The organism is Salarchaeum japonicum (genome assembly GCF_020614395.1).
GTDB classification, from domain to species: Archaea; Halobacteriota; Halobacteria; order Halobacteriales; family Halobacteriaceae; genus Salarchaeum; species Salarchaeum japonicum.
Map to the genome: position 1 here is coordinate 1,328,599 of NZ_CP085324.1, position 19,601 is coordinate 1,348,199.

At 67.2% G+C, this 19,601-nt stretch carries 20 protein-coding genes; 8 read left to right on the forward strand and 12 right to left on the reverse strand.

Annotated features, from left to right (window positions below; translation table 11 throughout):
- The first annotated feature begins 62 nt into the window (after positions 1–62).
- A complete protein-coding gene (locus LI334_RS07545) occupies positions 63–554 on the forward strand; it encodes an Lrp/AsnC family transcriptional regulator (protein ID WP_227259779.1) in 492 nt (163 codons plus the stop codon).
- Here LI334_RS07545 and gatE read toward each other — a convergent pair.
- Positions 551–2,419, reverse strand: coding sequence for a Glu-tRNA(Gln) amidotransferase subunit GatE (gene gatE, locus LI334_RS07550; protein WP_227259780.1), 1,869 nt, complete (start codon positions 2,417–2,419; stop codon positions 551–553). The two genes, LI334_RS07545 and gatE, sit on opposite strands and share 4 nt — an antisense overlap.
- Before the next feature lie 51 nt (positions 2,420–2,470).
- Positions 2,471–2,794, reverse strand: coding sequence for an SHOCT domain-containing protein (locus LI334_RS07555; RefSeq protein ID WP_227259781.1), 324 nt, complete (start codon positions 2,792–2,794; stop codon positions 2,471–2,473).
- Between the two features lie 106 nt (positions 2,795–2,900).
- Between LI334_RS07555 and LI334_RS07560 the strand changes: the two genes are divergently transcribed.
- Both LI334_RS07560 and LI334_RS07565 read left to right on the forward strand, forming a co-directional pair.
- On the forward strand, positions 2,901–3,875 hold the full coding sequence (locus LI334_RS07560; protein WP_227259782.1) for a ring-cleaving dioxygenase: 975 nt from the start codon (positions 2,901–2,903) through the stop codon (positions 3,873–3,875).
- 249 nt (positions 3,876–4,124) lie between these two features.
- On the forward strand, positions 4,125–4,433 hold the full coding sequence (locus tag LI334_RS07565; protein ID WP_227259783.1) for a hypothetical protein: 309 nt from the start codon (positions 4,125–4,127) through the stop codon (positions 4,431–4,433).
- Here the strand turns inward: LI334_RS07565 and LI334_RS07570 are convergent.
- Genes LI334_RS07570 through LI334_RS07580 form a run of 3 tightly spaced genes read right to left on the reverse strand, consistent with a single transcriptional unit; the run spans position 4,430 to position 7,147 of the window.
- Entirely contained in the window at positions 4,430–5,314 is an 885-nt protein-coding gene (locus LI334_RS07570; RefSeq protein ID WP_227259784.1) for a haloalkane dehalogenase, read from the reverse strand. The two genes, LI334_RS07565 and LI334_RS07570, sit on opposite strands and share 4 nt — an antisense overlap.
- A 40-nt stretch (positions 5,315–5,354) precedes the next feature.
- Entirely contained in the window at positions 5,355–6,197 is an 843-nt protein-coding gene (locus LI334_RS07575; protein WP_227259785.1) for an aldo/keto reductase, read from the reverse strand.
- A 47-nt stretch (positions 6,198–6,244) separates the two neighbouring features.
- The gene (locus LI334_RS07580; RefSeq protein WP_227259786.1) at positions 6,245–7,147 is read right to left on the reverse strand and encodes a M48 family metallopeptidase; all 903 of its coding nucleotides are present in this window, start codon (positions 7,145–7,147) and stop codon (positions 6,245–6,247) included.
- A 76-nt stretch (positions 7,148–7,223) separates the two neighbouring features.
- Here LI334_RS07580 and msrA point away from each other — a divergent pair, with 76 nt between their 5' ends.
- The 3 genes from msrA to LI334_RS07595 all read left to right on the forward strand — a co-directional run bounded on the left by msrA (position 7,224) and on the right by LI334_RS07595 (position 8,465).
- On the forward strand, positions 7,224–7,751 hold the full coding sequence (gene msrA, locus LI334_RS07585; protein WP_227259787.1) for a peptide-methionine (S)-S-oxide reductase MsrA: 528 nt from the start codon (positions 7,224–7,226) through the stop codon (positions 7,749–7,751).
- Between the two features lie 67 nt (positions 7,752–7,818).
- The gene (locus LI334_RS07590; protein WP_227259788.1) at positions 7,819–8,196 is read left to right on the forward strand and encodes a helix-turn-helix domain-containing protein; all 378 of its coding nucleotides are present in this window, start codon (positions 7,819–7,821) and stop codon (positions 8,194–8,196) included.
- The gene (locus LI334_RS07595) at positions 8,193–8,465 is read left to right on the forward strand and encodes a DUF7521 family protein (RefSeq protein WP_227259789.1); all 273 of its coding nucleotides are present in this window, start codon (positions 8,193–8,195) and stop codon (positions 8,463–8,465) included. Before LI334_RS07590 ends, LI334_RS07595 begins: the two co-directional genes overlap by 4 nt.
- On the opposite strand, the gene LI334_RS07600 is transcribed toward LI334_RS07595, so the two are convergent.
- The 7 genes from LI334_RS07600 to LI334_RS07630 all read right to left on the reverse strand — a co-directional run bounded on the left by LI334_RS07600 (position 8,462) and on the right by LI334_RS07630 (position 17,874).
- Positions 8,462–9,037 carry a response regulator gene (locus LI334_RS07600; RefSeq protein WP_227259790.1) on the reverse strand — a complete coding sequence of 192 codons (576 nt, stop codon included), beginning with the start codon at positions 9,035–9,037 and terminating at the stop codon, positions 8,462–8,464. The genes LI334_RS07595 and LI334_RS07600 overlap by 4 nt on opposite strands.
- A gap of 42 nt (positions 9,038–9,079) precedes the next feature.
- Complete coding sequence (locus tag LI334_RS07605) at positions 9,080–11,149, reverse strand: PAS domain S-box protein (protein WP_227259791.1); 2,070 nt, start codon at positions 11,147–11,149, stop codon at positions 9,080–9,082.
- Between the two features lie 39 nt (positions 11,150–11,188).
- Complete coding sequence (locus LI334_RS07610) at positions 11,189–12,511, reverse strand: ABC transporter ATP-binding protein (RefSeq protein WP_227259792.1); 1,323 nt, start codon at positions 12,509–12,511, stop codon at positions 11,189–11,191.
- Positions 12,508–13,551 (reverse strand): ABC transporter ATP-binding protein, encoded by a 1,044-nt coding sequence (locus tag LI334_RS07615; protein WP_227259794.1) that lies wholly within the window; start codon positions 13,549–13,551, stop codon positions 12,508–12,510. The genes LI334_RS07610 and LI334_RS07615 overlap by 4 nt, the downstream gene beginning before the upstream one ends.
- Positions 13,548–14,993 (reverse strand): ABC transporter permease, encoded by a 1,446-nt coding sequence (locus tag LI334_RS07620; RefSeq protein ID WP_227259796.1) that lies wholly within the window; start codon positions 14,991–14,993, stop codon positions 13,548–13,550. Before LI334_RS07620 ends, LI334_RS07615 begins: the two co-directional genes overlap by 4 nt.
- Position 14,994: 1 nt before the next feature.
- A complete protein-coding gene (locus LI334_RS07625; protein WP_227259798.1) occupies positions 14,995–16,017 on the reverse strand; it encodes an ABC transporter permease in 1,023 nt (340 codons plus the stop codon).
- 147 nt (positions 16,018–16,164) lie between these two features.
- Positions 16,165–17,874, reverse strand: a complete 1,710-nt coding sequence (locus LI334_RS07630) for an ABC transporter substrate-binding protein (RefSeq protein ID WP_227259799.1) — start codon at positions 17,872–17,874, stop codon at positions 16,165–16,167.
- A 309-nt stretch (positions 17,875–18,183) separates the two neighbouring features.
- Here LI334_RS07630 and LI334_RS07635 point away from each other — a divergent pair, with 309 nt between their 5' ends.
- A complete protein-coding gene (locus tag LI334_RS07635) occupies positions 18,184–18,666 on the forward strand; it encodes a DUF7529 family protein (protein WP_227259801.1) in 483 nt (160 codons plus the stop codon).
- Positions 18,659–19,600, forward strand: coding sequence for a metallophosphoesterase family protein (locus LI334_RS07640; protein ID WP_227259803.1), 942 nt, complete (start codon positions 18,659–18,661; stop codon positions 19,598–19,600). Before LI334_RS07635 ends, LI334_RS07640 begins: the two co-directional genes overlap by 8 nt.
- Position 19,601: the final 1 nt, after the last annotated feature.

Below are 19,601 nucleotides of genomic sequence, written 5' to 3' on the forward strand. Positions count from 1 at the left end.
TGGAGCGAGCGCCAGGTCTCGTGGTCGGTGGTTACTTGCCGGTCACCGCCGACAGCGACCGTATGGACGAACGCGACGTGCGACTCCTCAAGGCCATCAGCGACCTCGGCACCGGGAGTCCGGAACGCCTCCACGAGGAGACCGACATCCCCGTCTCCACCATCCACTACCGGCTCAACAACCTCCGGGAGGCCGGCGTCATCACGAACGACCTCTACGACATCGACCTCGACGCGCTCGGCCTCGACGTCACCGTCGTCGTGGAGGTGCTCGCGGACTACAGCGGCCCCTACGACGAGGTCGGCGAGGAAATCCTCGGCATCGAGGGCGTCACGCAGTGCTTCTTCACGATGGGCGAGACGGACTTCGTCGTCGTCGCACACCTCCCGGACTCGGACGACGTGGAACGCCTCATCGGCGAGTTCGAAGCCATCGACGAGGTCGATAGAACCAACAGCACGTTCGTCATCAACGAACTCCGGGACGCACAGCGCGCCCTCCAGTCGTACTCCCTCGACACGCTCCTCGAAAAACTCGCTGACGGCGACGATTAGGCGCGCTTCTGGACTTCCTCGCGAAGCACGTCGGAGACGAGTTCGCCGTCCGCCTTCCCGCGGAGCGCGCCCATGCACTCGCCCATCAGCGCGGAGAACGCGCCCATGCCCTGCTCTTCTATCTGGGCTTCGTTTCGCTCCACGATTTCGACGATGGTCTCGCGAACCTCCTCCTCGCCGACGGAGCCGAGGCCGAGTTCGTCCGCCAGTTCGGCGGGGTCGGAGTCGGGGGATTCGGCGAGCGCGGCGAGGAGTTCGGGGACGCCCTCCTGCGTGAGTTCGTCGGCGACGACGAGTTCGAAGGTGCCGCGGAAGTGCTCGGCGGTGAGGTGGTCGGTGGGCACGTCGTCACGCCGGAGTTTCGTCACGGTGGATTCGAGCGTGCGCGCCGCGAGGTTCGCGTCCACGCCCATCTCGACGGCCTCCTCGAACAGCCGCCAGCGCCGGCCGTACGCGACCTGCTCCGCCACGTCCTCGTTCAGGCCGTAGTCGTCGGTGTATCGCTCGACCTTCTCCGTGAGGAGTTCGGGCGGCTCGACCTCGCTCGGGTCGGGCGAGACCGGGGGAACGTCCGTCTCGGGGTACATCCGGGCCGCGCCGGGGAGCGGGCGGAGGTACTCGGTGGTGCCGCCCTCGTTCGCGCCCCGCGTCTCCTCGGGCACGCCCTCGATGGCGACCCGCGCGCGCTCCGCGACGGCCTCGATAGCGCCCTCCGCCACGTCCGCGTCCGCCGCGACGATGGCGACCGCGTCCTCCGGCCCGGCGTCCACGGTCTCCCGGAGCGCCGCGACCTCCTCGTCGGTGACGCCGTACGCGGGCAGTTCGTCCGTGTGGAAGATGCCGCCCGCGCCGTGGCGCTTCGCGTGGTCGGAGAACTCGGTGCCGAGCCGGCGGTCGGGCTGGAGTTCCCGCCCGACGAGGCCGTCGAACCCGTAGAGGGGAACCGCGAACACGCGGCCGCCGGCGTCGAGCGCGCCCCGAATCACCGAGGAGTCCGTGGTCTCGAACGTGTCCGTGACGTTCTGCACGTCGCCCACGGAGGCGTCCCGGGACTGGAGCGACTCCGCGATGTCCAGCAGGCGAACCTGGCGCTTTACTTCGAGGCGGACGAGGTCTTCGATGTCGTCGAGGCTCTGCACGCCCTTCATCTCGACGCGCGCGCCGTCCGCGATGGAGACGTTCACGTCCTGGCGAATCGTCCCGAGGCCGCGCTTCACCTTGCCCGTCGAGCGGAGGAGCATGCCGATTCGCTCGGCGGCCTCCCGGGCCTGCTCGGGGCTCCGGATGTCGGGTTTCGTGCCGATTTCGACGAGCGGAATCCCGAGGCGGTCGAGGCCGTACCGAACCCCGGAGTCGGTCTCCTCGACGCGCTGGGCGGACTCCTCTTCGAGCATCACGTCCTCGATACCCACTGCGCCCTCGCTCGTCTCGATTTCGCCCTCCTGGGAGAGGAGCGTGGAGCGCTGGAACCCGCTCGTGTTCGACCCGTCGATGACGACCTTCCGCATCACGTGCGCCTCGTCCACCACGGTCGCGTCGAGGAGCTGGGAGATTTCGAGCGCGGTGTCGAGCGCCTCCTCGTCCAGCCGGTGGGGCGGTTCGTCGTCCTCCTCCACGAGACACGTCGAGTCGAACGCGAGGTACTCGAACTCGCGCTCGACCTGGGACTCCTCCAGGGCGGCCTCGTCCATCTCGCCGAGCTCGCTCTTCGTCGGGTGGAGGTAGCGCGTGAACGAACGCACGGCCTCCTCGGGTTCGCGGCGCGTCGTCGGACACCCGCAGAACAGCTTCTCCGCGGTGTCCAGTTGCTGGTGGATTTCGAGTCCCGCGACCAGGCCGAGGGACTCGTAGTCGAACTCACTCATTACTGGGTCGTGTGCGTGCGAACGATAAAAAAGCGTCCAGTCCCGCCCGCCCTACTTTAGGTCGTCCCTGCGGTCTTCGTACTCCTCGCGGGTGAGGTCGCCGCGGGCGTACGCGAGCCGGAGTTCCTCCAGCGCCCGGTCGGTGTCGTCCGCGGCGAGCAGGCGGTAGACGAGGTAGCCGCCGCCGAACAGGAGGGCGAGCGAGGCGAGCGCCGGCAGGAAGACCCAGCCGCCGCCGGTTCCGTGCATCCCCCACGCGCCGTCCATCATCCCTATTCCGACCATCCCGAACGCCATGAAGACGAGCGGGAGGACGACGAGCGCGGCGATACCGACGAGGACGACGAGCAGGTCGTCCGAACTGCGTTCGGTCATACTCCTATTCGGGGTCGCTAGAAGAAGTGCGTTCCGTCGGCACGCACGCCACCCGGTGACGCGAGTGTTAGCGCGCACTCAAGTCCGCGGAGTCCTAATCAGGGGTATGAGCAGTCCGCCGCCCACGCCGGGCATCCACCACGTGACGTGTATCGCTGGCGACCCCCAGGAGAACCTCGACTTCTGGGTGGAGACGATGGGGCTCAGGCTGGTGAAGCAGTCCATCAACCAGGACGACCCCGGGACGTACCACTTCTTCTTCGCCGACGCGGAGGGAACGCCGGGCACCAGCATGACGTTCTTCCCCTGGGAGGACATGCGCCAGGGGAAGGTCGGGTCGGGGCAGGTGTCCCGCACGGCGTTCCGCGTACCCGAGGGAAGTCTCGACTACTGGGAGGCGCGCTTCGACGAGTACGGCGTGCCGTACGAGGAGCGCGTCGAGCGGTTCGGCGAGACGGTGCTCCCGTTCGAGGATCCGGACGGGCTTCCGGTGGAACTCGTGGAAACCGAGATAGCGGACGACGACCCCGTCGTGCCGTGGACCGAGTTCGTGCCCGCGGAGCACGCGATTCGCGGGTTCCACTCGGTGACGCTCTGGATAGCGGACACGGAACCGACGATGGAACTCCTGGAGACGATGGGCCTGGAGCAGGTCGGGAGCGAGCAGTCGCCCGACGACACGCCCGGCGACGAACGCACGCGGTTCGCCGCCGCGGGTCCCGTCGGGACGTACGTGGACGTGTTGCCGACCATCGCGGGCGGCCGACAGGGCCACGGCACCGTCCACCACGTCGCGTTCCAGACGCCGACCGAAGACGACCAGTCCGCGATGCGGGAGGCGGTTCGGTCGCGCGGCCTCTCGCCCACCCAGCAGATAGACCGCCACTGGTTCCGCTCCGTCTACTTCCGCGAGCACGGCGGCGTCCTGTTCGAACTCGCGACCAGCGACCCCGGGTACGACAGCGACGAACCGCTCGCCGACCTCGGCGGCCGCCTCGTCCTCCCCGGCCGGTTCGAGAACCGCCGCGACGAAATCGAGGCCGGGCTCCCCGACGTGACCGTTCCGGAACCCGACCGGTAGGCCCGGCCTATCCCCGGCTTAATCGGCCACTAACTATATCTATAGGGTACATAGGGATGGATGCAGGGGTTGGGCCCCCTACCATGATTGGGTGATGCGACCCGGGCGGTGGGACGCCGGGGTCGTATCGGCGAATCACCGCACCGGACGGCCGCGCGGAGACCTCACACACCTCCGCCCCACACCGGCTGTTCGGCCGCCGCACCCTCCCGAATACTTATAGCGGACAGGTCGAGTACTGTAGACACCGTGACGCGGAGCCTGCGCGGGTTCCTCCGCAAGGAATCAGTGAAGTACGTCCTGTTCTCCCTGACCAGCGTCGCCGCCGTCGCGCTCGCCCGGCACGCCGGCCGCGGGAACCCCCTCGAAACGCCGGGCCAGCTCGCGCTCGCCGTCTCCCTCATCCTCGCCGGGTCGCTCGCCGTCCTCCTCTCCGAGCGCTGTCTCGACAACTTCCTCGAAGCCCGCCGGGAGGACGACGAGGCTCCCTACGGCTTCCTCGCCGTCGGCGTCGCCACGCTCACCGTCGCCATCCTCGTGTTCTACGTCTCGGTCTAGGTTCGGTCGACGAACGCGACGATCTCCTCCGCCACCGTCTCGCCCGCGTCCTCCTGGAGGAAGTGCGCCGCTCCGGATATCCACGTCTCCGGCTGGTCGTCCGCGGTCGGGAACACGCCGGCGAGGTCGTCGCGCGCGGGCCGCGTGATGGGGTCGCTCTCGGCGAACAGCACGAAGACGGGTTTCTCCCAGTCCGCGAAGCGCTCGCGGGCGTCCGCGAGGGGGGCGGCGGCCTCGTCGTCGGGGTCAAGCGGCACCAGTCCGGGGAGCGTGCGCGCGCCGGCGAGGTGCTCCTCGGTCGGGAAGGGCGCGCGGTAGGCGTCCAGGACGGCGTCATCGAGGTCGCTCGCACAGCCGCCCGCGACCAACTGGCCGATGTCGAGGTCGGGCGCGGTCTCCACGGTCTCCAGGAACTCGTGCCAGACCTCGGGCATCCCGCCCGTGCCGTCGGGAAGACCGGTGTTCATCGGGACGAGGCGCGCGAACCGCTCGGGGTTGTTCGCGGCGACGGGCAGCCCGAGCAGGCCGCCCCAGTCCTGGCAGACGAGCGTTACGTCCCGGAGGTCGAGTTCGAGGAGGAAGGTTTCGAGGGCGTCGTAGAGCCGGTCGTACGTGTAGTCGTCGCGGTCGGCGAACTTCTCGGAGCGCCCGAACCCGGGGAGGTCGGGGACGACGACGCGCCCGCGGGATTCGAGCGTGGGAATCATCTTCCGATAGAGGAAGCCCCAGGTCGGTTCGCCGTGCAGGCAGAGGAACGTCTCCTCGCCCGCGCCCGTGTCCACGTACGCCATCTCGACGTCTCCGGTGTCCACGAACTCGGGGTCGTAGTCGTAGTTCGGCACGTCGGCGAACCGGGACTCGGCGGCCTGGACGGTGTCCATACGGGGGCGTCCACGGGAAGAAAGAAAACAGTTGGGTGGCTTACGCGTCGAGGCGGGCGAGTTCGTCGTCCGTGAGGTCGATGGCGGACGCGGCGACGTTCTCTTCGAGGTGGTCGATGCTGGACGTGCCCGGAATCGGGAGCGTCACGTCCGACGTGTGGAGGAGCCACGCGAGCGCTATCTGGTAGACGGAGGCGTCGTGCGCGTCGGCTATCTCTCGGACGGCGGCCTCCTTCTCGTCGAGGTCGCCCGCGCCGATGGGGAAGTAGGGGATGAAGCCGATGCCGTACTCCTCGCAGGCGTCGAGGACGTCCTGGTGTTCGCGGTTCGCGACGTTGTAGTTGTTCTGCACGGTCGCCACGTCCACGATGTCGCGCGCGGTCTCCAGCTGTTCGACGGAGACGTTACTGACGCCGACGTGCTCGATGACGCCCTCGTCCTTCAGTTCCGCGAGCGCGTGAATCGACGCCTCGAAGTCCGCGTCGGGGTCGGGGCGGTGGTACTGGTAGAGGTCGATGGAGTCCACGCCGAGGCGGTCGAGGCTCGCGAGGTGGGCGTTCCGGAGGTAGTCGGGGTCGCCCTGGGGGAGCCAGTCGCCGTCGCGGTTCCGGAGGAGGCCGCCCTTGGTCGCGACGACCACGTCCTCGTAGGGGTGGAGGGCTTCGCGGATGAGGCGCTCGGAGACGCCGGGACCGTACGAGTCGGCGGTGTCGATGAAGTCCACGCCGATGTCGCGGGCGTGCCGGAGGACTTCGCGCGCGGCCTGCTCGTCGTCGGGCCGGCCGATGATGTCCTCGCCCGTGACGCGCATCGCGCCGAACCCGAGTCGGTGCACGGTGAGGTCGCCGCCGATGTCGAACGTGTCGCTCTGGTTCTCGACCATACCGCGAAATCGGGTGGGAGCGGAAAAGGGCTTGGTGAGGCGGCGAGTTACTCGGTCAGTTCTCGGATGCGGTCGATGCGTTCTTCCATCGAGGGATGCGTGCTGAACCAGCGTTCGTCGTCGGTCTCGTCGGTGTGGACGTAGAGCGGGCTGAGGATGCCGCCAGCGGGTTCGCTCGCGCGCTCTATCTTCCGGAGCGCGGCGGCGAGCGCGCCCGGGCGGCCCGTCACCTCGACAGCGCGTTCGTCCGCGGCGAACTCCCGGGAGCGCGAGTGCGCGCGCACGAGCAGGGTGAGCGCGAGGAAGACGGCGAGAACGAGCGCGCCGATGCGCTGGTGCACGTCGAACCCCGAGGACTCGAACGGCTGGCCGCGGAGCCACGCGAGCAACCGACTGACGCCCGCGGCGAGCAACGTCACGGGGAGGAGGACGACGGCGAGGAGGCTCACGACGGTTCGGGAGAGGCTGTACGCGACGGTCTGCACGAGGCTGTCCCGGCTTTCGAGGTGCGCGAGTTCGTGCGCGAGCACGCCCTCGAACTCGACGGGCGTGAGGATGCGGAAGAGCGCGCGGTCGAACACGATAGCGCCGTCGCCGGGGCCGCCGAGACTGATGGCGTTCGGCATCGGCATCCGCGCGACGTAGATGGTCGGCGTCCCCACGTCCATCCGGTCGGTGAGGCGGTCGAGGCGGTCGTACGCCGCCGGCGACGAGCCCCGGGCGAGCGGGCGGGCGTCGAGTTCCTGGAGGACGCGCCGAGTGCCGAAGCGATAGCTCGCGTACGCGAACACGACCGTCGCGACGACGACGATTGCGAGCGTCGAGGCGAGCGACACGTCCGCGCGCACGACGCCCGCGAGCACCCAGTACGCGAGCGCCGCCGCCGCGGCGTACACCGCGAACACCAGCACGCCGACGAGCGCCATCACGAGGCGGCGACCGACTGCCATACTCGGGCTTGGGTCGTCAGTCACTAACGGCTACCGGTGGCGAATCCCCTAAGCCGATAGAACCCCAACGACGGGTATGACCAAGGCGACGTTCGGCGGCGGGTGTTTCTGGTGTGTGGAAGCGGCGTTCGAGCGCATCGAGGGCGTGACGGACGTGACCTCGGGGTACGCGGGCGGGCACGTCGAAAACCCGACGTACGAGGCGGTCTGCACGGGCGACACCGGGCACGCGGAGGTCGTCCAGCTCACCTACGACCCCGACGTGGTGAGCTATCCGGAGCTCCTCGAAGTGTTCTTCAAGGTTCACGACCCGACGACCCTGAACCGGCAGGGCAACGACATCGGCACCCAGTACCGCTCCGCCATCTTCACGCACAGCGACGACCAGCAGGAACTCGCCGAGTCGTTCATCGAGACGCTGGAGGACGAGGGGAAGTACGACGGCATCGTCACCGAGGTCGAACCGCTCGACGCGTTCTACGAGGCGGCGGAGTACCACCAGAACTACTTCGAGAAGAACCCCGACGACGCGTACTGTCAGGCGACGATTCCGCCGAAACTGGAGAAACTCCGGGAGAACTTCGAGGCGCAACTGAAGGCGTGATTCCCGGCGCGTGAGAATCGGCGCGGGAAGCGGCGATTCTTTGTAGGGAGAACGAGGAACATCGGGTATGGCGCGGGAGTCGCAGTCAGACGGGAGCGAGTCCGAGCTCCAGGCGATACTGGACGCGCTCGGCGACCCGGACTGCCGCCGCATCGTGCGCGCGCTCGACGAGCCGATGACGGCGGGCGAACTCGCGGACGCCTGCGACATCCCCACCTCGACGACGTACCGCAAACTCGAACTCCTCTCGGAGGCGTCCCTGCTCGTCGAGGGCACGGAACTCCGGGAGGACGGCCACCACGCGACCAAGTACCGGCTGGGGTTCGACGAGGTGGCCGTCGCGCTCACCGAGGAGCGCGAGTTCGAGGTGTCGCTGTCCCGGCCGGAGGGCGGGCCCGAAGACCGGCTCGCCACGCTCTGGAACGAAGTGAGAAAACAGACATGAACTCCGTCGAAACCCTCATCGTCGCCACGAAGGCACTGACGTTGCTCGCGGGCGCGGCTATCGCCCACCTCTCCTACCGCGCGTACACGGAGACGAAGAACACCGCCTTGGGCGCGCTCTGCGTCGGCTTCACCGCCATCACCGTCGGCGCGGTACTCGGCGGCGTCATCGACCTCGTGACGCCGCTCGACTTCCTCTACGGCGTGCTCGCACAGAGCACGCTCACGCTCCTCGGGTTCCTCGCCATCCTCTACTCGCTCTACCGCTAGTCCTCGATGAGCGTCATCACTTCCTTGAACTCGTCCTCGTCGAGTTCGCCGAGGCGGTCGTTCGCCTTCGCCTGCACGCGCTCCAGTTCGTCCTGCAACCGCTGGAACCGGTCGTCGTTTTCGAGTTCGTGCGCGGAGTACTTCGCGCGGAGCGCGCCGACCTTCTCGCTCAGCGCGAACAATGCCTGAAGTTCGCGGGCGTACTCGGCGCGCGAGAGGAGTTTCTGCGTCGTCTCGATGACTTCCTCCTTCGTCACGGGTTTCTTCACGTAGAGGTCGAACTCCATCTCGACGATGTCCCAGTCCGGTTGCACCGCCGTCATCATCGCCACGCGGGCGTTCCCTTCTCGGTCGCGTATCTCGTGGAGGACTTCGTCGCCGGACATCCGGGGCATCCGGCGGTCGAGCAGGACGGCGTCCACGTCGGGCGTGTACGCGTCGAGCGCGTCCTCGCCGCTCGTCGCCACTTCGACCGTCCAGTGCTCGCGAAGCCAGAGCGCCACCGAGTCCGCGAACTCGGCTTCGTCGTCCACGACGAGGACGGTGTGTTCGCCGCCTGCAGAGTCGGCCATTGCAGGAGTATCAGGCGCAATTATAAAAGGACTTCCGATAGGTCAGTCAGCCCGCAGGAACGTCACCGCGAACACCGTCCCCTCGGGGTCGTTGTCCCGGATGTCCACCGACCCGCCGTAGGCGTCCAGCATCTCCTTCACGAGGTAGAGACCGAAGCCGTTCCCGGGTTCGCTCAACTCGGAGACGCCCTTCTCCAGCACCGCGCGCTTCTCCTCGTCCGGGATGCCGGGGCCGTTGTCCGCGATGTGCACCGTGACCGCGTCGTGCTCGCGGTGCTCCACGTCCCGCCGCATCGGGTCGGCGGACTCCGAGAGCGGGTCGCCCGTGTCCGCGTCCACGGGAATCGTCGTCGTCCCGGTCGTCGTCCACACCTCGACGTGCGGCGTCGCGGCGTCGTTGTGCACCACCGCGTTCGAGAGGATGTTCTCGAACACCTCCCCGAGCAGTTCGTCGCCGTACACGAGCACGTCCTCGTCCGGGAGGTCGTGCACGTCGAACGTCGCCTCGTCGTACGTCCCGCGCGCGAGTTCGACCTTCCCGGTGAGGCGTTCGCGGAGCGCCATCTTCTGGAGGTCGTGGTCGCTGTCGGAGACGATGGCGTCCATGAACGTCCGCATCGTGTCGATGAGGTCGGACATGTCCTGTACGCGCTCCCGGACGATGTCGAGGTGTTCGCGGTCGTCCGCGTCGAGGTCGGCGGTCGTTTCGAGGTGTTGGGCGCGCGCGTTCACGAGGTTCAGGCCGTTCAGGAGGTTGTGTCGGAGGATGCGGTTCATGAATTCGAGGCGCTCGCGTTCGTGTTCGAGCGCGCGCTCGTACGACCGCTCGTCCGTCATGTCCCGCGTCACCTTCGTGTACCCCTGGAGTTCGCCGTCGTCGTAGCGCGCGCTGATGGTCACGTCGCCCCAGAACTGGGTGCCGTCCTTGCGCACCCGCCAGCCCTCGTCGTGCACCTGTCCCTCCTCCGCGGCCTGCGAGAGCAACCGCTCGGGTTTCCCGGCTTGCGCGTCCTCCTCGCGGTAGAACGTCCGGATGTGTTCGCCGATGATGTCGGACGGCTCGTAGCCCTTGATGTTCTGCGCGCCCTCGTTCCAACTCTTCACGCGCCCCTCGTCGTCGAGCATGAAGATGGCGTACTCGTCGACCGCGTCCACCACGGACTCGAAGCGTTGCTCGCGCTCCTGGAGGTGTTCGCGTTGCGCCTCGATGTAGCGCTCGCGGTCGAGTTCGTACCCGATCCAGTTCCCCATCAGTTCCACCATCGTCAGCTCCCAGTCCGCGAACGCGTCCGACTGCTCGCGGTCGAGGAAGCACAGCGACCCGTACACGGCGTCCCCGACGTAGACGGGCGTCCCGACGTACATCTCGAACCCCTCGTCCGTCCCGTACGGTTTTTCGCCGGCGTCGTACGGCCGCACGGCGAACTGAACGGTCTCGTCCTCCTGAATCATCTCCTGGCAGTGCGTCTGCGAGTACGGCACCACGTCGCCCTCCGCGAGGTCGATGTCGTCCGACTTCACCGCTTCGAGGCGGTACTCGTTCGTCTCGGGGTCGACGTGCGCGAACGACGCGAACTCCGCGTCGAACAGGTCGCGGCCGATGTCGAGCAAGCGGTCGAGTTTGTCGTCGAACGCCGCGGTGTCGTCGGAGATGACGTCGTGGAGTTCGCGGAGGTTGCGCTCGCGGTCTCTGAGCACGGTCATCGTGCGGCGCTGCCGGGTGTGGTAGACGCCGACCGCGAACGCCGCGACAGCGCCGAACAGGACGCCGTCGAGCGCGAGCACGACGGGTTTCAGTTCGCCCATCGCCCAGAACTGGAGCGCCATCACCCACGCGTACAGCAGGAAGACGGCGGCCGCGCCGCCGACGTTCCAGAACGCCACCCGAATCAGGTCGTCGTCGCTCCACTCCTGGCGGACGAGCCAGACGCCGGCCGCGATGAGGCCGAGGGAGAGCGCGATGAGCGGCGAGTTCTCGACGAACGTGGTCGCAACCCCCCAGGAGAGATCCGTGACGTCGTCCCAGATGTCGTAGAGCGGTACGAGGAGCGTGAGAACGCCGACGAGGGAGACGGCGGCACCCGCCGCGTACCGACGTACGGAACCGGTCATGGGCGGAGTACGGCCGTGGGGCGTGTAAAACTGCGGGCTTCAGTCGTCGGCGCGCCGCCGCTCGACGACGGGCGCGACGTCCTCGTACTCGTCGCGGTGGCGGTGACAGCGGCTCACGCGGCCGTCGCCGAGTTCGTTCTCGGGGTCGCGCTCCTCGCAGACGCCGCCGAACTCGTCCGCGAGCAGGGCTTCCGCGTCCGCGTACCGGGCGTCCTCGGCGAGGTCGATAGATTGCTCGATGACCGCCCAGGCGTCCCCGTCGATTTCGACGTTCGAGAACAGGTCGTCAACGCTCTCGGTCACGTCGGCGTCCACGAACCCGAGGCGGCGCTTTACTTCCGCGAGCACGCCGTCCTGGCCGAGCGCGCGGCCGCGCAGAACCTCGCGGAACGCCTCGATGGCGTCCCAGGCGTCCACGGAGAGGTCGTCGTGTTTCGCGGGCCGAATCTTCGCGGGACACCGCGTGTTGAACGGACACCCGCTCGGGGGGTCGCGCGGACTCGGCGGCGTGCCGGGGAGCGCGACGCGCTCCACGTCCGTCCCGTGTCGGCCGGGCACCGCGGACAGCAGGCTGACCGTGTAGGGGTGCTGGGGGTCGTCGAACACGTCGCGGGCGGGGCCGAGTTCCGCGACGTTCCCGAGGTACATCACCGCGATTCGGTCGGCGATGTGTTTCATCACGGAGAGGTCGTGACTGATGAACAGGTAGGTGAGCCCGAGGTCGTCCTGAAGCTCGTTCAGGAGGTTGATGATGCGGGCCTGCACGGACACGTCCAGCGCGGACGTGGGTTCGTCCAGCACGAGGAAGTCGGGTTCCAGTGCGAGCGCGCGGGCGATACCGATGCGCTGTTTCTGGCCGCCCGAGAACTGGTGGGGGTAGCGGTAGTAGTGCTCCGGCTGCAATCCCACCGTCGTCAGGAGGTCGCGGACGCGTTCGCGGCGCTCGTCGGGCGTGCCGACGCTGTGCGCGTCCAGGGGTTCGCGGACGATTTCGCCGATGGTCATCCGGTCGTTCAGGCTCTCCTCGGGGTCCTGGAACACCATGCCGGCGTTCCGCGCCCACTCGCGGCGTTCGCGGCCGGAGAGGTCGGCGACGTTCGTGCCGTCCACGACCACGTCCCCGTCCGTCGCGGTTTCGAGGCCGAGCATCGTCCGGCCGAGCGTGGACTTCCCGCAGCCGGACTCGCCGACGAGCCCGAGCGTCTCCCCGCGATAGATGTCGAAGGACACGCCGTCCACGGCCTTCACGGGCGGTTTGGAGGCGATGATGGAGTCGTCCGCGTAGTACGTCTTCAGGTCGCGAACCGACACGAGCGGTGCTTCGGTTCCGGCGTCGCGTGCGTCGAGCGTGTTCTGCGTCATCGGTCGTCCTCCGTCTTCGACTGGTGTCGTTCGACGACCTCCTCGCGCGGGCGGTCGTCGGGGTAGAGCAGGCAGGCGGCCTCGTGCTCGGTCTCCGTCTCCTCGATGTCCACGGGTTCGGGGTGCACTTGCGTGCAGGCGTCGAACGCCTTCGGACACCGCGGCGCGAACCGGCAGTCCGTCGCGGGCGCGGTCGGCGTCGGCACCTCTCCCGGAATCGTCGGGAGTTCCTGCCCGGGGTCGGTGCGGCCCGGGATGCTCTCCAGGAGCGCCTGCGTGTAGGGGTGTTTCGGGTTCTCGAACAGCGTCTCCGTCGAGGCGTGTTCGACGACTTCGCCCGCGTAGATGACGTTCACGCGGTCTGTCGCCTCTTCGATGACGCCCATGTCGTGCGTGATGAACAACAGCGCGAGGCCTTCCTCGCGCCGCAGGTCGTCGAGGAGGTCGAGAATCTGCGCCTGAATCGTCACGTCGAGCGCCGTCGTCGGCTCGTCGCAGACGAGCACGTCCGGGTCGCACGCGAGCGCGATGGCGATGACCGCGCGCTGCTGCATTCCCCCGGAGAGTTCGTGCGGGTACTCGTCCACGCGGCGGTCGGCGTCCGGGATGCCGACGGTTTCGAGGAGGTTCACCGCCTCCTCGCGCGCCTCCGACCCGGAGAGTCCCTGGTGGATGGAGAGCGCCTCCCGAATCTGGTTCCCGACCGTGTAGACGGGGTTGAGGGCGTTACTCGGGTCCTGGAAGACGATGGCGATGTCGCCGCGGTGGGCGTCCCAGCCGTCCTCCACGAGGTTGTCCCCGCGGAACATGATTTCGCCGCCCTCGATGTGGCCGGGTTCGTCCACGAGCCCGAGGATGGAGCGGGCGGTGACGGACTTCCCGCTCCCGGACTCGCCGACGAGGCCGACGGACTCGCCCTCGTAGATGTCGAAGGACACGCCGTCAACGGCGTGGATGTCCTCGCGTTCCGTGTGGAACACCGTCCGGAGGTCGCGCACGGACAGCAGGGGCGCGTCCGTCACGCGCTGTGTCTCGCTCATGCGCCACCCCCGCGGCCGGCGGCTTCGCCGGTCGCGCTGTCGGACTGCGGGTCGATGGCGTCACGGATGCCGTCGCCGAGCGCGTTGAAGCCCGTGACGACGATGGTGATGAGGATACCGGGGATGAGCGAGATGTGCCACGACCCGGTCGAGACGTAGTTCTGTCCGAGGTTGATGGCGCGCCCCCACTCCGGGGTCGGCGGCGCGACGCCGAGACCGAGGTAGGAGAGGCCGGCGATGGAGATGATAGCGCCGCCGAGCGTCATCGAACCGTAGATGAGCAGGTAGCCGGTGACGTACGGAAGCATGTGTTGTCGCATGATGGTGGTTGGTGTCTGCCCGAAACTCCGCGCGGCGTCTATCCAGGAGCGTTCCGAGACCTGGAGCGCGGGCCCGCGGACGGACCGCCACATGTAGGTCCAGCCCGTTCCCGCGAAGATGAGCGCGAGCACGAATCCGCCGCTGTAGATGCCGCCTATCCACGTGTCGGCGAGCACCGTGCTCAGCATGATTAACAGTAGTAACTGTGGCATCGCCATCACCGCGTCCGAGAGGAGGACGAGGCTCAGGTCGACGCGGCCCTTGTAGTACGCCGCGAGGAGCGCGAGCGAGGTCGCGAGGAGCGCGCTCAACGCGACGGAGAGCACGCCGATGATGAGAGATATCCTGGAGCCCACGACGATGAACGTGAACAAGTCCCTGCCGGTCGGCATCGTGCCGAACGGATGGTATCGGCCGTAGTCGTCGTAGGAGAACGGCCCGACGTTCGCGGAGTCGCCGGCGGACTGCGAGTTCCGGTTCGCCTCGCCGACGAGCGTGGTCTGAACCTCCTGAGCGTCGGCGTTCCAGTACTGCATCTCGTACGAGTAGGAGTTCCGCATGTTCTGGTCGACCGTCGTCGGGCCGAGCGTCGGCGCGAAGACGGCCATCGTCACGAAGAGGAAGACGACGACCAATCCGAACTTCCCCCACGAGTGCCCGCGGAACCGGTCTACCACGTCGTCGCGCGGCGTCCAGTCCGCGGTGCGGTACCGCCGTCGGTAGAGCTGGTAGCCGACGGCGAGCCAGCCCAGGCACGCGAACGCGTACGCGTACACGAGGGCGACCCGAATCGCCCAGGACGCGGCGGGCGAGAGACCGAGGAAGGTGCCGACCCAGCGGTCGCCGTTCCAGTACCCCTGGTTCGGCACGACGTCGCGGGAGAGGAGGGTTGGGAGGTCGATTACGGCGCGTTCGATGCCGGCGAAGAAGTCCGCGGCCGTCGTGGCGTACGAGGTCGGGAACGCCGCGACGGCGTCCGCGAGAAAGCCCGTGACGAACGAGATGAGCGCGGGGGCTTCCACGGCGAACAGCGCGAGACCGGCGACCGCCCACGCGAGGAACCGCGTGTCGGTGAGCGTGCTTCCGCTCCCGGTGCCGGACGAGGTGGCTGTCTCCGACATGCTAGTTCCCCTCCAGTCCGACGCGCGGGTCGATGAACGTGTACAGGACGTCCTGCAGTAGGTTTACTCCGACGATCATGAGGATGAAGATGTACATCAACGAACCGACGAGCGGGAGGTCGCCCTGAATGGCGGCCCGGTAGAACAGCCAGCCGATGCCGTTGATACCGAAGACGGTTTCGACGAGGACGCTCCCGCCGATGAGGAGGAACGCCTCGCTCGTGATGACGGGCACCAGGGGGATGAGGGCGTTCCGGAAGATGTGCTTCCAGACGATGGCGCGGTCGGAGACGCCCTTCGCTCGCGCGAGGTCGACGTACTCCTGGTTCTTCACTTCGAGGACTGCGGTGCGGCCGATACGCATCTCGTTCCCCATCGACGCAGACCCGAGGACGAGCGCCGCCGGTAACACCTTCTTCGTCGCGGCGAGGAATCCCTCGACGCTCGTGAGCCGGGACATGTCGGGCGCGCCGGTGAGCGCGTCGAGGTTCACGCCGAAGGTCTGCCAGTTGAACCCGAAGAAGTACGCCTCCGAGTTCTGGAGGACGACGAGGAGCATGATGGCGAGCCAGAAGTTCGGCATCGCCCGCCAGACGATGCCGCCCATGGACGCGACGTAGTCCATGACGGTGTTCGACCGCATCCCCGCGTAGAACCCGAGCGGCACGCCGACGAGCACGGCGACGAGCACGCTCCAGAACCCGAGGAAGAGCGTGCGCGGGAGGAAGTCGAGGATGAGCGCGTTCACGTTCGACCCCTGGTAGAGCAACCACGTCTGCCCGAGGTCGAACGTGACGAGGTTCCACATCCAGTCCATGTAGTGCTGGAGCGGCGGTTGGTTCAGTCCGAGTTGTTCCTGTGCGCGTTCGTACGCGGCGGGGTTCCGCGTCTGGCCCTCGCTCAGGAGGCGCGAAGCGGGGTCGATGGGGCCCATGAAGATGATGAACCACGTCATCGACGCACCGAGCCAGACGACGGGAATCATCATCAGCACCCGCTTTCCGAGGTACTTGAGTCTACTCACGGTCTACCCTCCGTCGTGTCGTATGCGGTGCTGGACCGACCCCGCGGACACCAGAGCGGGCGTCGGTCGCGCCGTATGAATGCATATAGGGTATCGAAATATTGGGAATTCGCGTCGCTTGAAAGGCGGGGATTCGCCTCGGCCGCGCTACTGGATGGTGACGTCGTCGAACGTCTGGTTCTCCATCACGCCGTACATGTCCACGTCGACGCCCTGATGCCAGAAGCGCTGACTGATGGGGTTGACGAGCGGGAGTTCCTGCACGGACTCCCAGTTGACCTCCTCGATAGTCTGGAAGGCCTCGTTTCGCGTCTCCGGCGTCGCGTCGTCGCCGGCGTACTGTTCGTCCCACGTGTCGCGGGCGAACTGGCGGAGTTCTTCGTCGTAGTAGCTCCCCTCCGCGCCCCAGCGGGTGAACTGTCCGCTCGGGTTCTTCCCGTGAAGGTAGCGGAGGAAGTTCTGCGGACCGGGGTACTCCATGCCGTCACCGAGCGCGAACACTTCCATGCTGCCGTTGATGGCCTGGCTGATGATGGTGCCGAAGTTCGCTTCCGTGATCTCCATGTCGATGTGGGCGGCGCGGAGCTTCGACTGGAGGGTGGTGAGCACCTGGGTGTACGCGTCGTTGCCCGAAATCGTGGTCGCGGTGACGGAGTACATGTCGTTCGGCCCGTAGCCGGCGTCCTCCATCACTTGAGTCGCCTCGCCGAGCATGGTTTCGCCGTAGCCGTACGGGTATCCGTTCTCCGCCCAGTCGGTGTTGGACTGATAGCCTTCCTCGGCGTGCCGGGTGTACGTTTCGCGGGACGTAACCCCCTCCTCGAAGGTCGGGTAGGGGTCCGGCGGCGTGATGTGGTAGGCGGGCGTCGCGGTTCCCTTGTAGACGTTCTCGGCCACGTCGTGCTGGTTCAGCGCGTACGCGAACGCCTTCCGAACCGGGATCGGGACTTCGAGCGTGTTGAACACGAGGTACTCGGTCGTGAGCGCGGGAATCTGACCGTAGTTGACCTCCATGCCGTCGTCGAAGGTGTACGTCCCGACTTCGCGGCTCCCCTTCGTCTCCTCGATGGAGACGTTGTCGGGGTTGAACGAGGCGGTCGGCATCCCTTCGAGGATGTGCGCGTTCTCGCCCTTGAAGCGGTTGAGTCGCGTGTTCCCGCTGGTGACGACGGTGAACCGGATCTCGTCGAGTTCGGGTTCGCCGTTCCAGTAATTCTCGAACGAGGAGAGCGTGATTTCGCTCCCCTTCGTCCAGGAGTCGACCTGGAACGCGCCGAGACCCGCGTACTCCGGGCCGCCGTTCGCGGTGCTGAAGAACTCGTTGTAGGAGTACTCGCCGTCGTAGCCCTCGATGTCGCCGACGGCGTTCTCGGGAAGCATCGCCCAGTTCCCGCCCGCGATCTGGAAGAGCGTGTACTCGAAGGGCGAGGCGAGGTCGAACTCGAACGTGTAGTCGTCGGGCGCGCGAACCGCGAGACTCTGCGGGACGATGTCGTCGAGCGTCTCCTCGTCCTCGGGCGCGGCGATGCTCGCGTCCTTCTCGTGGTCGATGGTCATCGTCTGGCCGATGATGTCGTCCTTGTTACGGGAGTTGGGCGACTCGGCCATGCGGCGGTACGTGTAGACGGCGTCCTGCGCGGTGAACTCGCTGCCGTCGTGGAAGGTGAGGTCTTGCTTGAGGTTGAACGTGTACGTGAGCCCGTCCTCGGACATGCTGTAGTCCTCGACGAGCGCGGCCTCCGGCGGGTAGAGGCCGTCCGGGAAGTACATGAGGGGTTCGCCGTACTGGTTGTACCCAGCGCCGGACCCCTTGGCGTTGATCGGGTCGAGGGTCTGGATGGAGCCTGTCGCCATCATTTCGAGCCGTCCGCCTCCGGACGTGCTGCCGTCGTCGCTCGACGTGTTTTCGGTGGTGTCTTCGCTGGAACTGGAACAGCCGGCGATAGCGGCTGCTACGCCGGTTCCTGCAGCGGTCAAGAAGCCTCGACGGGTGGTGTCTCCCGACATCGTGTAATAGACGGAAAACAAATCACTTGACTCTTTCCCACCCATTATATATAAGATACAGTTCTCTATGTAGTACTATATACTGGTATTGCCGGGATGGTATCGGTGCGGGCGGGAATGGCGGAAGATTCGAGTGGGGGAGACACGACCCACGTACTGATGGCTGACGATTCACCGGATGCGAACGACATCCGGGAGACGAGCGCCTGGGGACGAACCCTGAGCGAGGCCGAACAGCGCGCCGACGCCCTCGTCGAGGAGGGCTGGGACGCGACGACGGTTCGCGCCGGACACCTCGCGCCAGTCGGCCCCGAGGTCGAGGGAACCGACACCGTGGGGCTGGCGTTCATCGTCCCGAGCGAGGAGGGCGAAGACTTCGAGGCGCTCGTCACGGAGGGCGTCACCGATTACGTCGTGTACGCGGAGTCCGCGGGCGGGACGCGCTACCTCGTCGTCGAAGTGCGAAACGAGGACGCGGCGGACGCTGTGCTCCTCGTGGGCGCGTTCCCCCGGGACGCCGCCGCCGGACTCCGCGAGCACGCTCGCAGCGAGGGAACGCTCCGCGCGCACGTCCGCGCGCTCGACGAAACGCACTACGGAACGGTCGAATTCGACAACCCCGAGATATTCTTCGATGACTGATACGCACGCCGGTAGTCTGATGGCACGGTTCGCACGACCGCGGAGCGACACGACGACGCGGTTCGCCGTCGTCGCCGACCCACACGTCTCCACGGAGGCGGCGGGCACGTCGAAGCTCTTCGAGCACACGGAGACGCACTTCCGCGCCGCCGTCGAGGACATGGCGGGCCGCGACCTCGACGCCGTCCTCTCTCCGGGCGACCTGACGAAGGACGGCGAACTGTGGAACTACGAGACGGTGGACGGCATCCTGGAATCGCTCGACGTGCCGTTCTACGCCGTCCCCGGGAACCACGATGTGCGGAAGGACGGGGACGAACACGACACGCCGTCGCTTGACCGGTTCGTCGAGCAGTACACGCCCGGGAGCCTCCCGTTCCGCGTGGACGTGGGCGACGTGACCGTCGTCGGCCTCAACAGTTCGGGCGGCGACGACCGCCTGCTCGACTCCCACGAGGGCGACGTGCCCGAAGACCAGCTGGACTTCCTCCGGGACGTGCTCGCCGAGGAGGAGACCGTGTTCGTGCTGATGCACCACAACCTCCCGCCGACGTACGACCAGTTGCGCTCGCACCGCGACGAGGTCGAAGAGGAGATGGAGATTCCTCCGATTACGCGGAACACCGACGACCTCGTGGAGGCGCTTTCCGCCGGGACTGACCCCGTGGTTCTCACCGGCCACCTCCACCTGCCCGCGGTCGCGACCATCGACGGGATTCGAGAGGTGATGTCGCCGACGACGTGCTCGTTCCCGCAGTCCTACCTGATTTTCGAGGTCGGCCCCGACGGCACCGAAGTCCGCCTGATTCCGGTGGCGGACGTTACGGGACTGGAGCTCGCGCACAACGTCCGCGGCGGCGACTCCGTCACCTCGCGCGGCCTGACCTCCATCGCGGCGGCGCGGCTCGCGCGCTTCCCGCTGGTCGAGGAGTAGC

What these genes read in the sequence shown, in the direction of transcription:
- LI334_RS07545 (WP_227259779.1), top strand. Translation starts at nt 63, where the DNA reads ATGGACGAACGCGACGTGCGACTCCTCAAGGCCATCAGCGACCTCGGC.
- gatE (WP_227259780.1), bottom strand. Translation starts at nt 2,419, where the DNA reads ATGAGTGAGTTCGACTACGAGTCCCTCGGCCTGGTCGCGGGACTCGAA.
- LI334_RS07555 (WP_227259781.1), bottom strand. Translation starts at nt 2,794, where the DNA reads ATGACCGAACGCAGTTCGGACGACCTGCTCGTCGTCCTCGTCGGTATC.
- LI334_RS07560 (WP_227259782.1), top strand. Translation starts at nt 2,901, where the DNA reads ATGAGCAGTCCGCCGCCCACGCCGGGCATCCACCACGTGACGTGTATC.
- LI334_RS07570 (WP_227259784.1), bottom strand. Translation starts at nt 5,314, where the DNA reads ATGGACACCGTCCAGGCCGCCGAGTCCCGGTTCGCCGACGTGCCGAAC.
- LI334_RS07575 (WP_227259785.1), bottom strand. Translation starts at nt 6,197, where the DNA reads ATGGTCGAGAACCAGAGCGACACGTTCGACATCGGCGGCGACCTCACC.
- LI334_RS07580 (WP_227259786.1), bottom strand. Translation starts at nt 7,147, where the DNA reads ATGGCAGTCGGTCGCCGCCTCGTGATGGCGCTCGTCGGCGTGCTGGTG.
- msrA (WP_227259787.1), top strand. Translation starts at nt 7,224, where the DNA reads ATGACCAAGGCGACGTTCGGCGGCGGGTGTTTCTGGTGTGTGGAAGCG.
- LI334_RS07590 (WP_227259788.1), top strand. Translation starts at nt 7,819, where the DNA reads ATGGCGCGGGAGTCGCAGTCAGACGGGAGCGAGTCCGAGCTCCAGGCG.
- LI334_RS07595 (WP_227259789.1), top strand. Translation starts at nt 8,193, where the DNA reads ATGAACTCCGTCGAAACCCTCATCGTCGCCACGAAGGCACTGACGTTG.
- LI334_RS07600 (WP_227259790.1), bottom strand. Translation starts at nt 9,037, where the DNA reads ATGGCCGACTCTGCAGGCGGCGAACACACCGTCCTCGTCGTGGACGAC.
- LI334_RS07605 (WP_227259791.1), bottom strand. Translation starts at nt 11,149, where the DNA reads ATGACCGGTTCCGTACGTCGGTACGCGGCGGGTGCCGCCGTCTCCCTC.
- LI334_RS07610 (WP_227259792.1), bottom strand. Translation starts at nt 12,511, where the DNA reads ATGACGCAGAACACGCTCGACGCACGCGACGCCGGAACCGAAGCACCG.
- LI334_RS07615 (WP_227259794.1), bottom strand. Translation starts at nt 13,551, where the DNA reads ATGAGCGAGACACAGCGCGTGACGGACGCGCCCCTGCTGTCCGTGCGC.
- LI334_RS07620 (WP_227259796.1), bottom strand. Translation starts at nt 14,993, where the DNA reads ATGTCGGAGACAGCCACCTCGTCCGGCACCGGGAGCGGAAGCACGCTC.
- LI334_RS07630 (WP_227259799.1), bottom strand. Translation starts at nt 17,874, where the DNA reads ATGATGGCGACAGGCTCCATCCAGACCCTCGACCCGATCAACGCCAAG.
- LI334_RS07635 (WP_227259801.1), top strand. Translation starts at nt 18,184, where the DNA reads ATGGCTGACGATTCACCGGATGCGAACGACATCCGGGAGACGAGCGCC.
- LI334_RS07640 (WP_227259803.1), top strand. Translation starts at nt 18,659, where the DNA reads ATGACTGATACGCACGCCGGTAGTCTGATGGCACGGTTCGCACGACCG.